The sequence below is a fragment of the Kocuria sp. CPCC 205231 genome (assembly GCF_040980965.1).
Classification (GTDB): domain Bacteria; phylum Actinomycetota; class Actinomycetes; order Actinomycetales; family Micrococcaceae; genus Kocuria; species Kocuria rosea.
On record NZ_JAVKPP010000015.1, the window covers coordinates 1 to 11,587 of the forward strand.

12 protein-coding genes and 1 pseudogene are annotated in these 11,587 nt (G+C 71.7%); 5 read left to right on the forward strand and 8 right to left on the reverse strand.

The window, feature by feature from the left end; translation table 11 throughout:
* From RF640_RS14825 to uraD, 5 genes and pseudogenes are all read right to left on the reverse strand, one after another.
* Positions 1–1,634 (reverse strand): annotated as a pseudogene (locus RF640_RS14825) (pyruvate dehydrogenase (acetyl-transferring), homodimeric type); the annotation flags it as partial.
* A 140-nt stretch (positions 1,635–1,774) separates the two neighbouring features.
* Positions 1,775–3,334, reverse strand: a complete 1,560-nt coding sequence (locus RF640_RS14830) for a nucleobase:cation symporter-2 family protein (protein ID WP_368828319.1) — start codon at positions 3,332–3,334, stop codon at positions 1,775–1,777.
* 235 nt (positions 3,335–3,569) lie between these two features.
* Positions 3,570–4,481 (reverse strand): factor-independent urate hydroxylase, encoded by a 912-nt coding sequence (gene pucL, locus RF640_RS14835; RefSeq protein WP_272026699.1) that lies wholly within the window; start codon positions 4,479–4,481, stop codon positions 3,570–3,572.
* A gap of 79 nt (positions 4,482–4,560) precedes the next feature.
* Complete coding sequence (gene uraH / locus RF640_RS14840; RefSeq protein WP_017834776.1) at positions 4,561–4,887, reverse strand: hydroxyisourate hydrolase; 327 nt, start codon at positions 4,885–4,887, stop codon at positions 4,561–4,563.
* On the reverse strand, positions 4,884–5,381 hold the full coding sequence (gene uraD / locus RF640_RS14845; RefSeq protein ID WP_229587327.1) for a 2-oxo-4-hydroxy-4-carboxy-5-ureidoimidazoline decarboxylase: 498 nt from the start codon (positions 5,379–5,381) through the stop codon (positions 4,884–4,886). The genes uraH and uraD overlap by 4 nt, the downstream gene beginning before the upstream one ends.
* Before the next feature lie 202 nt (positions 5,382–5,583).
* Here uraD and RF640_RS14850 point away from each other — a divergent pair, with 202 nt between their 5' ends.
* The 3 genes from RF640_RS14850 to bcp all read left to right on the forward strand — a co-directional run bounded on the left by RF640_RS14850 (position 5,584) and on the right by bcp (position 7,241).
* Positions 5,584–6,366, forward strand: coding sequence for an SDR family oxidoreductase (locus RF640_RS14850; RefSeq protein ID WP_368828320.1), 783 nt, complete (start codon positions 5,584–5,586; stop codon positions 6,364–6,366).
* 149 nt (positions 6,367–6,515) lie between these two features.
* Positions 6,516–6,701 (forward strand): hypothetical protein, encoded by a 186-nt coding sequence (locus tag RF640_RS14855; RefSeq protein WP_095651226.1) that lies wholly within the window; start codon positions 6,516–6,518, stop codon positions 6,699–6,701.
* Positions 6,702–6,773: 72 nt separating this feature from the next.
* The gene (bcp, locus tag RF640_RS14860) at positions 6,774–7,241 is read left to right on the forward strand and encodes a thioredoxin-dependent thiol peroxidase (protein ID WP_109268303.1); all 468 of its coding nucleotides are present in this window, start codon (positions 6,774–6,776) and stop codon (positions 7,239–7,241) included.
* Between the two features lie 29 nt (positions 7,242–7,270).
* Here the strand turns inward: bcp and RF640_RS14865 are convergent, their stop codons facing one another.
* Positions 7,271–8,098, reverse strand: a complete 828-nt coding sequence (locus tag RF640_RS14865) for a RibD family protein (RefSeq protein WP_229587324.1) — start codon at positions 8,096–8,098, stop codon at positions 7,271–7,273.
* Positions 8,099–8,102: 4 nt separating this feature from the next.
* Entirely contained in the window at positions 8,103–8,639 is a 537-nt protein-coding gene (locus RF640_RS14870) for a hypothetical protein (protein WP_272026703.1), read from the reverse strand.
* A 170-nt stretch (positions 8,640–8,809) separates the two neighbouring features.
* Between RF640_RS14870 and RF640_RS14875 the strand changes: the two genes are divergently transcribed.
* The gene (locus RF640_RS14875) at positions 8,810–9,073 is read left to right on the forward strand and encodes a DUF3072 domain-containing protein (protein WP_017834783.1); all 264 of its coding nucleotides are present in this window, start codon (positions 8,810–8,812) and stop codon (positions 9,071–9,073) included.
* A gap of 27 nt (positions 9,074–9,100) precedes the next feature.
* Positions 9,101–10,132, forward strand: coding sequence for an NAD-dependent epimerase/dehydratase family protein (locus RF640_RS14880; protein WP_272026704.1), 1,032 nt, complete (start codon positions 9,101–9,103; stop codon positions 10,130–10,132).
* Positions 10,133–10,180: 48 nt separating this feature from the next.
* Here RF640_RS14880 and RF640_RS14885 read toward each other — a convergent pair whose 3' ends face one another.
* A complete protein-coding gene (locus RF640_RS14885) occupies positions 10,181–11,521 on the reverse strand; it encodes an MFS transporter (protein ID WP_368828322.1) in 1,341 nt (446 codons plus the stop codon).
* Positions 11,522–11,587: the final 66 nt, after the last annotated feature.

Genomic DNA, 11,587 nt, shown 5'->3' on the forward strand with positions numbered 1-11,587 from the left:
GTGGGGAAGAACGAGTCCATGCCGAAGGTGCGGGCCTCGTCGGGGACGATGGGCACGATCCGGTGGCCGAAGTCCTTGCTCCGCATGAGATCCCGCAGGACGCGCACGAAGGCCATGGTGGTGGCCGCCATCTGCTTGCCCGAGCCCTTCTTGCCGAACCGGTAGGCGTCGTCGCCGGGCAGCACCACGGGTGCGTGCCGGGCTCGGCGCACGGGCAGGCCTCCGCCCAGCTCCTTGCGCCGCTCGAGAAGGTACCGGATCTCCGGGGCGTCGGGGCCGGGGTGGTAGTACGGGGCGCCGTAGAGGTCGTCGTCGATCTGCTCGTCGGTGACCGGGATGCGCAAGAGATCGCGGAAGGCCTTGAGGTCCTCCAGGGTCAGCTTCTTCATCTGGTGGGTCGCGTTGCGCGCCTCGAAGGAGGCGCCCAGGCCGTAGCCCTTCACCGTCATCGCGAGCACCACCGTGGGCTTGCCCCGGAACTCGGTGGCTGCCCGGTAGGCGGCGTAGACCTTCCGATAGTCGTGGCCGCCCCGCTTGAGGGCCCAGATCTCGTCGTCGGTCATGTCCGCGACGAGCTCCTTGGTGGTGGTGGACCGGCCGAAGAAGTGGTCGCGGACGAACCCGCCGGACTCCGCCTTGAAGGTCTGGTAGTCCCCGTCGAGGGTCTCGTTCATGACCCGGACCAGCTCGCCGTTCGTGTCGGCCGCCAGCAGGGGGTCCCACTCCCGTCCCCACAGCACCTTGACCACGTTCCAGCCCGCCCCGCGGAAGAAGGCCTCCAGCTCCTGGACGATCTTGCCGTTGCCGCGCACCGGCCCGTCCAGGCGCTGCAGGTTGCAGTTGATCACGAAGTTGAGGTTGTCCAGCTTCTCGTTGGCGGCCAGCTGCAGCAGCCCGCGCGACTCCGGCTCGTCCATCTCGCCGTCGCCCAGGAACGCCCAGACCTGCTGCTCGGAGGTGTCCTTGATCCCGCGGTGGTGCAGGTAGCGGTTGAACTGCGCCTGGTAGATCGCGTTCATCGGCCCGATGCCCATCGAGACCGTGGGGAACTGCCAGAAGTCCGGCATGGACCGGGGGTGCGGATAGGACGGGATGCCGTTGCTGCCCTTGGACTTCTCCTGCCGGAACCCGTCCAGCTGCTCCTCGGTGAGCCGCCCCTCCAGGAACGCCCGGGCGTACATGCCCGGGGAGGCGTGGCCCTGGAAGAAGACCTGGTCCCCGCCGCCGGGATGGTCGGGGCCGCGGAAGAAGTGGTTGAAGCCCACCTCGTAGAGGGTGGCCGCGCCGGCGTAGGTGGAGATGTGTCCGCCCACGCCGATCTCGGGGCGCTGGGCCCGGTGCACCATCACGGCGGCGTTCCAGCGCAGCCAGCGGCGGTAGGTGCGCTCGATCTCCTCGTCGCCCGGGAACTCCGGCTCCTGGTCCACGGGGATCGTGTTCACGTAGTCCGTGGTGACCGTCGGCGCGGCCGGGCCCGCGGACCCGGGTCGTGGTGCCGACGACTGCAGGAGGTACTGCGTCCGCTCCCGCACCTGCTTCTCGACGAGGTCCTCGAACGAACCCAGCCACTGCGCGGCTGCGACCGATGTGCTGTCCGGGGTGTCGGGGGTCGGCCGGTTGCGGTGTTCAACCATGTGCTCAGGGGTCACGTCAACTCTTTCTCAGTGGTCATGGGTGGAGAAAGCCAGGGGTGGAGGAGAGGCGTGTCCGACCGGCCTCCTGCGGCGCCGGGATCCCCGGCGCCGCAGAAGACCGGTGGAGGTTCGCCGGCGGGTCAGTGCGCGGACGAGCCGCCGGGGCCGTCCTGGGGCTTGCAGACCCTGGTGTCGATGATCTCGCCGGCGGCGGTGATGACGGGCACCTCGTTGCCGTCGCAGTCCACGAGCTTGCCGTTCCGGATCGTGTCACCCTCCTGGAGGTGGTCCTGCAGGTGCTCGATGCTCTCGTAGCGCACCGCGCGCACCGGGGCGTTGGCGAAGACGGAGCCGGTGCCCCTCGGCGGGTTGCCGGCGCGGAACTCGTTGAACAGGATGTTGAGCAGGATCGCCATCACGGCCGCCGAGCTGATGCCGGAGTGGAAGATCGTCTCGAACCAGGACGGGAAGTTCGCGTAGATCTCGGGCACGGCGATGGGCAGCATGCCGAACCCGAGGGAGGTGGCCACGATGATCAGGTTGGCGCCGTTGCCGAAGTCCACCTTCGCCAGGGTGCGGATGCCGGAGGCGGCCACGCTGCCGAAGAGCACGATGCCGGCCCCGCCGAGCACGGGCGGCGGGACCGCCGCGACGACCCGGCCGAGCACGGGCAGCAGGCCGAGGGTCACGAGGATGAGGCCGCCGGCCGTGACCACGAAGCGGCTCTTGACGCCGGTGATGGCCACGAGCCCCACGTTCTGGGCGAAGGCGCTCTGGGTGAAGCCGTTGAAGAGGGGGGCCAGGGCGGAGGAGGCCATGTCCGCGCGCAGGCCATCGGCGATGCGCTTCTTGTCGACCTTCGTGTCGACGATCTCGCCGACCGCGATGATGTCGGCGGTGGTCTCGGTGAGGGTCACGAGGATGACGATGAACATGGAGATGATGGCCGCCACCTCGAACACGGGGGGACCGAAGGCCAGTGGCTGCGGGACGGCGAAAATGTCGCCGCTGAGCACCTGGCTGAAGTCCGCCATGCCCAGCGCCGCGGCCGCGGCCGTGCCGAGCACCAGGCCGATGAGGATGGAGAGCCGGGAGATGGCGGCGCTGCCCAGCTTGGAGAGCAGCATGATGATCAGCAGGGTCAGGCCGGCCAGGGCGATGTTGCCGACCGAGCCGTACTCGGGCGACTGCGCGTTGCCGCCCATGGCCCAGCGGGCCGCCACCGGGAACAGCGTGAGGCCGATGGACGTGATCACCACGCCGGTGACGACCGGCGGGAAGAAGCGGATGATGCTCACGAAGAACGGTGTGATGAGGAAGCCGACGACCGAGGCGACGATGACGGCGCCGAAGACGGCCTGGATGCCGCCGCCGCTCTGGACGATCGCGGTCATGGTGGCCACGCCGGCGAAGGAGGTGCCCTGCACGAGCGGCAGCTGCGAGCCGAAGAACTTGAAGCCCCAGGACTGCAGGACCGTGGCGAGTCCGCCCACGAACAGCGAGGCCGCGATGAGCAGACCCTGCTCCTGCGGGGTCATGCCGGCGACCCCGCCGATGATGAGCGGCGGCGCGATGATGCCGCCGTACATGGTGAGCACGTGCTGCAGCCCGTAGCCGAGGCTGGCGCCCGCGCCGAGGTACTCGTCCTCGGGGCGGGCGCGGGTGGTGGTGGGCGGCTCGGCGGTGCGTGACCTGGCCATGGTGTTCTCCTAAGGATCCTGGTGACGGGAGAGACCCGGTGCCGGCGTCGGAGCGGGACCGGGGCGGAGCGAGGAGGTGGAGAGGTGCGCGATGCCCGGTGGGCGCCGCGGGGCGCCGGGTGAGCCGGCAGCGTGGGCGCCGCTCGCAGGAGGGTGCGGGGCCCGCCGTCGTCGCGCACGGACGACGACGGACCCCGGCCGGTGCCGCTGTGGGCGGCACCGGGGAGTGCGGTACTCAGCAGAAGCCGGCGATGCCCATCCAGGCGGCCTCGTTCTCCGCGGCCCCCTTGCGCTGGATCGTGGCCTCGATGAGCCCGTAGGGACGGTCGGCCGCCCAGTGGGTCTCCTTGTCGTTCTCGAGGCCGCAGAAGCCGAGGTCGTACACGAAGTGGTGCTTGTTCGGGCACGAGAACTTGATCTCGTCGATCTCCGGGTGGGCCTCGATGACGGCCTTGCCCATCAGGTAGAGGGTCTCCTGCAGGGCCTTGGAGTAGTGGTCGGTGAACTTGGCCAGGATGATCTTCTTGACGTTCTCGTAGACGGCGTCGTAGTCCACGTCGGTGGTGTTGTAGCGCCACCGGGTGGCCACGTCCGTGGACATGATCCGGTCCTCGGTCTCGGGCAGGACCGTGTACTTGTCCTTCGGGTAGCCCGTGAAGCCGGACTGCGTGGACTTCAGGACGGTGAGGTCCTTGAACCCGGAGATCACCGTGCGCTCCTCGCCGTCGGCGACGACCACCGCGGTGCGCACCTCGTCCTTGTGCTGCACGAAGCAGTGGTCGTGGTCGTTGATGCGGTTCCACGCGTACTCCTGGGCCGCCCAGCGACCACCGGTGATCCACTCGAACTCGCCGGTGAAGTGGTCGGCGAGCTCGAGCAGGAACTGCTCGGGGGACTCGATCCCGTACTGCTGGGCGAAGGCGAACACGGTCTGCTTCTGCGTGTCCGTGGGCACGCAGTGGGCGTTGTCGCCGAGGGTGTGCACCTCCTCCAGGTCGCCGCGCAGCTGCGAGGTGACCACGAGGTCGCGGATCTCGTGGCGGTCGGTGTCGCGGTTGATGCGCACCACGTGGTTCTCGGCCTTGCCGTACTGGTTCTTGCCCAGGACGACGGTGTCCGTGGTCTTCTCGGTGATGACGTCGGTCATGACGTTTCTCCTTGGAGTGTGGAAGGCGGTATCTGCTGATCGGGGCGGTCGAAGACGGGCTGACCCGTCGACTCCTGGGTCAACTGCCCCGGTAGGTGGAAAAGGCGAACGGGCTCAGCAGGAGCGGCACGTGGTAGTGCCTCTCCTCGGCCTGCACCGTGAAGTTCACCGTCACGAACGGGTAGAACGTCGGCTGGTTCCGGCCGGCGAAGTACTGTCCCGTGGCGAAGGTGATCCGGTAGTCGCCGGATTCCAGGGTCTCTGGGCCCAGTTCGGGCACGCGTCCGTCGGCGTTGGTCTCGGCGGTCGCGATGGAGGTGCCGTCGGCGGCCTCGAGGGCCACGGCGATCCCCTGGGCGGGGGTGCCGGTGACGGAGTCGAGGACGTGGGCGGTGACGTAGCTCATGGGGTGACGAGTCCTTCGAGTCGGAGGAGGGCGATCTGGCGCAGCTGGTCGGCGACCACGGCCTGCTCCGTCCCGGGGTCGTTGTCCATGCGGGCGGAGAGCTGGTCGAGGATCTCCTCGGGGCTGCGCCCGGCGGCGCGGATGAGGAACACCTGGCCGAACCGCTCCTCGTAGGCGAGGTTGCCCTCGCGCAGGCGCTGCTGGACGTCGGTGTCCGTGGGGTCGACCGCGGACTGCTCCGCTCGCGACAGCCCGGCCTCCGCGTGGTCGCCCTCGGCCCGCTCGCCGATGCGAGGGTGGTGGGACAGGGCTCTCTCGATCTCCTCGGCGCCGAACGGTTTCGCGGCCGTCCGGGCCGTGCTGAGCAGGGCATCATGGTGGGCGTAGGGCCGGGCGTCGACCACGGCCTCCACCCAGCGCGGGATGTCGAGCGCCGGACGGACGACCTCGGCCGCCTGGGTCCTGTTGAGGGAGTTGAACGCGGTGAGCTTCATGGAGTGTGCCTGTCACCTCTCTGTATTCCGTAATGTGGAAGAAAACTTTCACTACGTATAGTGAACTGGCTCACAAGCTGGAAGTCAATGGTCGCATCCTTGTGTTACTGATTTTTTGCAGAGAGATGCCGGGAGTGAAACTTCGGTTTCACCGCGGGGCAGGAGGATTGCGGCCATGCCGAGGGAGTGCGGAAGGAACGTCATGGATGGAGCAGGGGATCGGCACGGCGGTCCGGGTGCGGAGGAGAGGGTGCTCGTGGTGACGGGAGCCGGTTCGGGGATCGGCCGCGCGGTGGCGCGCGCCTTCCTGGCGGCCGGGTGGGTGGTGGTGCTGGCCGGCCGGCGGCGTGCCGCCCTGGTGGAGACCGCCGCCGGGGCGCCGGGCGCCCGGATCGTCCCGGTGGATGTGGCCGACGCCGAGAGCGTGGCCTCGGCCTTCCGGGAGATCGAGGAGCTGACCGGGCGGATCGACGTCCTGTTCAACAACGCGGGCACGTTCGGGCCCCGCGGCGGGGCGGACGAGATCGATCCCGCGGAGTGGCAGCGCACCCTGGAGGTCAACCTCACCGGCACGTTCCTGTGCTCGGCACAGGCCGTCCGGATCATGAAGCGGCAGCAGCCCCGGGGTGGGCGGATCATCAACAACGGCTCGATCTCCGCGCACGCGCCCCGGCCCCTGTCCGCGGCCTACACCGCGAGCAAGCACGCCGTCACCGGCCTCACCCGGTCCCTGGACCTGGACGGGCGCCCCTACGGCATCACCTGCGGGCAGATCGACATCGGCAACGCGGCCACGGAGCTGCTGGCGGGCCTGGGCACGGACGGCGGCGCCCTGCAGGCCGACGGCACGCTGCGACCGGAACCGAGCTTCCCCGTCGAGGAGGTGGGGCGGGCGGTGCTGATGATGGCCGAGCTGCCCGCCTCCGCCACGGTGAACTCGCTCGTGCTGACCGCCTCGGGGATGCCGTTCGCCGGCCGCGGCTGACGGATCGGTGCCGCACTCCGCGCCGGGGACCTCCGCGACACTGTCTCCGGGGGCACCCGTTCTCGCGACCCCTCTTGACGAGCGCCCCAGGAGGTACTAATTTCATATTGTGGAAACTTGATTCCATAGTACGAATCCTGGAGGAACCCGTGAACCACACCGCGCCGTCGCCCGCACCCGCGATCTTCTTCGACTACACCGCCATCGACTGCGACCCGGACCTCAGCCGCCCGCTGCACCGGCACCGGCGGACCGCACCGCTGTGGGCGCTCGCGGTGTCCTCGGCCTGCGTGGGCGCGATGGTGGGCCGCGCGGCCGCTCGACGCCTCCCGTAACCACGTCCTCCAGGAGCCGGTGCAGACCAGCGCGCCGGCTCGCTCCACCGATCCACCCCTCGAGGAGAACCCATGACCCAGCAGATCCGGACCGGCCGGCAGGCCCCCGACCTCGCACTGACCGACCACGAAGGACAGCAGGTCCGGCTCTCCGAGCTGCGCGACCACAAGGTGATCGTCTACTTCTATCCCAAGGCCTTCACCCCCGGCTGCACCTCCGAGGCGTGCGACTTCCGGGACAGCCTCGCCTCGCTCCAGCACCTGGGCTACACCGTGCTCGGGGTCTCCGGGGACGACCCCGAGACCCTGTCCCGATTCGCCGAGGAGTACCACCTTCCCTACCGGCTGCTCTCCGACCCCGACGGTCAGGCCGCCCGGGCATGGGGTGCCTGGGGGGAGAAGACGGTCAACGGGGAGACCCGGACCGGCCCGCTCCGCTCGACCTTCATCATCGAGCAGGACGGCACCGTGAGCTCCGCGGAGTACAACGTCCAGGCCGAGGGCCACGTCAAGAGCCTGCGGGAGCGGCTGGGCGCCTGAGCCGCACCGGTCGTCGGACCCGGATGGGCTCAGGCCCGGAAGGTCAGCTCGGTGCAGAGGTCGTCGCCGAGCACGAAGCGGCGCACCGGGGCGCGCAGCGCCCCGGAGAGGTGGTCCGCGCCGGGGAACCGGATGCCCGGCACCCCGTCCCCGATGAGCATGGGCGCGGTGGTGAGGTAGAGACGGTGCAGCGTCCCGGCCGCGAGGAACCCCGAGACGGTGCGCCCGCCGCCCTCCACGAGCACCCGCCGCAGGCCCCGCCGGGCCAGCGCCTCGAGCACGGCCCGGGGTGCCAGCCCGTGCTCGCCCACGGGCACCCGCAGCACCGCGACGTGCGGCGCCGGCGCCGCGGGCACGTCCGCGTCCTCGCCCACGACCCACAGCGTGGGCGCGGCTCCGTCCGTGAGCACGGCCGAGGTCAGCGGGGCGCGCGCCGAGGGGTCCAGGACCACCCGGGTGGGATGGGGGCCGGGCACGGCGCGGACGGTCAGCCGGCAGTCGTCGGCGACCACGGTGCCGACGCCCACGACCACGGCCTCCACGAGTGCGCGCAACCGGTGCAGGTGCTCCCGGTCCTCCGGGCCGGTCACGAACTCGGCGTGCCCGGTGCGCGAGGCGATGAACCCGTCCAGGCTCTGTCCCAGCTGGGCGAGGACGAGGGGGCCCCGGTGCGCCACGAGCGGTCCGTAGCGTTCGACGAGCTCCGCCCCCGGCGGCGGCACGGGGCCGGTCCGGCCGGCGAGCAGCGCCTCCCAGGCGGCGGCGGGGGAGGCGTCCGGGGCGGCCGGGCCGGAGGCGTCGTCGTCCGCGGGCGGTGGAGCGGCCCCGGTGCCGCGGGGCGCGGAGCTGTCGATCACGGGGTCAGTCCCGGGCGAGGAACCGGTCCTGTGCCGTCTCCGCGGCGATGGCCCGCAGACGGTCGTACTGGTCGGCGGCCCCGGCCTCGAGGGTCCTCAGCTCCTCGGCGTCGAGGCGCGGCTCGGCGGGGGCGAGCTCCAGGAGCGTGACCCACATGCTGCGCTTGGCGACCACCAGGGACTGCAACATCTCGAGCTCACCGTGGGCGGCGATGCCGGTCCGCTCCCGGATCCGGCTCAGCGGATTGAGCCGGGAGGCGATGCCGGTGACGGTCCCGAGCCCCTTGGCCACCGTGCGCCGGCCGGAGCCCAGGCGGTCGATCATTGCCTCGAGGCGGCCGATGTCGTCCTTGATCTCGTCGACGAACACCGCGAACCGGCCCTCGTAGGGGGTGCCGGCCCACGTGGTGGCCGCCTCGTCGAAGAGCCGCACCCCGGAGAGGGCCCCCATGTAGTGCCCGAGCATGTAGGCCTCGAGCTTGTCGGACCGGACTCCGGCGCCCGCGGCGCCGTTCGGGCCGGTGGGCGGCTGCTCGCTCATCTGCTACTCCTCGCTCGTGGGAAGGGCGTCGCCGGGGCCCAGCACGGATCTCCCCGGGGCCACCAGCCTACTGACTCCGTCCCCCTCGCGGCAGGAGGGGTGCGGCAGGACGGGGTGCGGGGCCGCCGGGCCGGGCGGAAACCATAAGGGATGTGACTATCATGGGGCGCATGACTGAGAACGCGAGCGGATCCCCGGACCCCGACGAGCAGCAGACCATCGGCGCCTCCAGCCCCGAACCGGGCAGCGGGCTCGACCGCGACCCGGACGAGTGGGCCACCGGCGAGGAGCCGATGACCAGCGCGCAGCGCAGCTACCTCGACACCCTGGCCCGCGAGGCCGGCGAGGAGCTGCCGGCGGACCTCACCAAGGCCGAGGCGTCCAAGCACATCGACCGCCTGCAGGGCGAGAGCGGCAGGGTCCAGGACCAGTAGGTCCTGCACCGGCGGAGGGGGAGCACCGTGAAGATCGTCGTCCTGGGAGCCACGGGCAACGTGGGCACCGCGGTGCTCCGCCGGCTGCACGCCGCGCCGGAGGTCACCCACATCGTCGGGGTCTCCCGCGAGGGGCCCGAGCGGGACGGGGAGCCCTACGACGGCGTGGAGTGGCACACCGTCGACGTCGCCGCGAAGGAGTCCACCGCGGCGCTGGCGGAGATCATGGCCGGCGCGGACGCCGTGATCCACCTCGTGTGGCTCATCCGCCCGAACCGGGACTTCGCGCTGATGCACGAAACGAACGTGGACGGCCTCGTCCACGTGCTCGACGCCGTGGTGCTCGCCGGTGTGCCCCAGATCGTCTACCCCTCCTCGCTCGGCGCCTACAGCCCCGGCCCCAAGGACCGGGCCGTGGACGAGTCCTGGCCGGTCGGCGGGGTCGAGACCTCGCACTACAACGTGCAGAAGGCCGAGACGGAGGCGCTGCTCAACCGGTTCGAGGAGGCCCACCCCGGGATCGTGGTGACCCGGCTGCGGCCCGGCTTCCTGTTCCAGGCGGACGCCGCCCCCGAGATCGGGGACTACTTCTTCGGCGCCCTCGTGCCCAGGAAGCTCATCGCCCGGCTGCGCCTGCCCATGCTGCCGTTCCCCGAGAAGTTCCGCTTCCAGACGCTGCACACCGACGACGTCGCGGACGCGTTCTGGCGGGTCGTCCAGCACCGGGCCGGCGGGGCGTTCAACGTCGCCGCCGAGCCGGTGCTCGGCGCCGACGGCGTGGCGAAGGTGCTCGGCGCCCGGCGCGTGCTGCCCGTGCCGCCGGCCCTGGTGCGCGCGCTCGTGGCGATCACCTACCGGCTGCGGCTGCAGCCCACCGACCCCGGATGGATCGACCTGGCCGGCGCCGTGCCGATCATGGACACCACGCGGATCCGCGAGGTCACCGGCTGGTCGGAGAGCGTGAGCTCGCTCGAGGCGCTGCGGGAGCTCGTCGACAACCTGGACGGCCGGGAGGGCCTGGGCAACAAGGAGCACCGGCCCAAGTCGCCGCTGGTCTGACCGCGCCGGTCCCGCCGGACGGGTCCGTGGACCCGGACGTCCCGCCGGTCAGCGGTCCCGGCGCCGGAGCACGGCCAGCACCGCGCTGATCAGCACCATGGCGCAGGCCGCGCCGACCGCGGCGGCGAACGCGCCCCGGTGCCCGGCGGTCTCGGCCAGGAGCCCGGCCGACGCCGCGCCCACGGCGGAGCCGAGGACCACGCCGCTCGCGAGCATCGTCATGACCGTGCCCAGCCGCTCCGGCCGGGCGACGTCCCCGCCGATGGTGTAGATCGTGACCATGGCGGGCCCCAGCGGCAGACCGGCGAGCAGCAGCACCACGAGCATCGACCCGATCCCGCTCGGCAGCAGGAACAGCAGGCTCAGGGCGGCCATGGCGCCGGAGCTGACCAGCCAGCGGGAGGCGGGCCGGAAGCGCTGCGGCCACCACGCCACCGACAGGGCCGCGGCCGCCGAGCTGATGCCGAGCACGGCGTAGAGCAGACCGGTCGCGCTCTGGATCCCGAACTCGCCGCCGAAGGCGTTGAGACCGTTCTGCACGGCGCCGAAGAACGCGCCCATGGCCACCATCCCCAGGACGGGGAGCAGCACGAGGACCCGCTCCCGGACGGGAACGGGACGGGCCGCCGCACGGCGCCGGTCCTCGCGCGAGACGGCCGGGACCGCCAGGCGCGTGGGGTGCACGGCGAAGGGCGTGACCATGGTGAGGGTCAGGACGGCCGCGAGGACGAAGGGGGACCAGGGGGCGACCAGGGAGGCCAGGACACCGACCAGGGCCGGGCCGAGCACGAAGGTCAGCTCGTCGGCGGTGGACTCGTAGGACAGGGCGGTGTCCAGCTCGCGCCGGTTCCCGCCGACCAGGCCGCGCCACCGCACCCGGGCCAGCGGGCCGACCTGGGGGCAGGTGGCGCCCACGAGCAGGGACGCGCCGACGAGCAGCGGCACGGCCGGCGCGTCCGGGCCCGCGGGGGCGTAGGCGGTGACCAGCAGCAGCGCGATGGCCACGGCGTGGGCGAGGGCGGAGACCAGCAGCACGGCCTGCTGGCCCAGGCGGTCGGCGAGGTGGCCCATCAGGGGCCCGCCCAGCGCCGAACCGACCCCGACGGCGCCGGCGGCCAGCCCTCCGACGACGTAGGAGCCGCTGACGGCGGTGGCGAGGGTGAGCGCCCCGACGGTGAGCATGGCCAGGGGCAGGCGGGCCGCGAAGGCGATCGGCAGGAAGTCGCGCCCGGCGAGCTGCACGAGCCGGGCGTACCGGCCGCCGGACGAGGGCGTCGTCCGGCGGCCGGTGTCGTGCGGGGCGGCCGCGGGGTGCTCCGCGGCGGGGGCCGGGGCGGCGGGCACGCGGGCCGCGCGCTCGGCCGTGGAAGGGGTGGTCAGGGGGTTCACAGGGGTCCTCGGAGGATGTGCGCACCGTCCCCCCTCCCGGTGCGCCCGACCCGGACAACAGGGTCC

Bases quoted from the DNA above. Each gene is read 5' to 3' on its own strand.
- uraD (WP_229587327.1), bottom strand. From the start codon at position 5,381: ATGAAGCTCACCGCGTTCAACTCCCTCAACAGGACCCAGGCGGCCGAG.
- RF640_RS14870 (WP_272026703.1), bottom strand. From the start codon at position 8,639: ATGAGCGAGCAGCCGCCCACCGGCCCGAACGGCGCCGCGGGCGCCGGA.
- RF640_RS14830 (WP_368828319.1), bottom strand. From the start codon at position 3,334: ATGGCCAGGTCACGCACCGCCGAGCCGCCCACCACCACCCGCGCCCGC.
- bcp (WP_109268303.1), top strand. From the start codon at position 6,774: ATGACCCAGCAGATCCGGACCGGCCGGCAGGCCCCCGACCTCGCACTG.
- uraH (WP_017834776.1), bottom strand. From the start codon at position 4,887: ATGAGCTACGTCACCGCCCACGTCCTCGACTCCGTCACCGGCACCCCC.
- RF640_RS14850 (WP_368828320.1), top strand. From the start codon at position 5,584: ATGGATGGAGCAGGGGATCGGCACGGCGGTCCGGGTGCGGAGGAGAGG.
- pucL (WP_272026699.1), bottom strand. From the start codon at position 4,481: ATGACCGACGTCATCACCGAGAAGACCACGGACACCGTCGTCCTGGGC.
- RF640_RS14875 (WP_017834783.1), top strand. From the start codon at position 8,810: ATGACTGAGAACGCGAGCGGATCCCCGGACCCCGACGAGCAGCAGACC.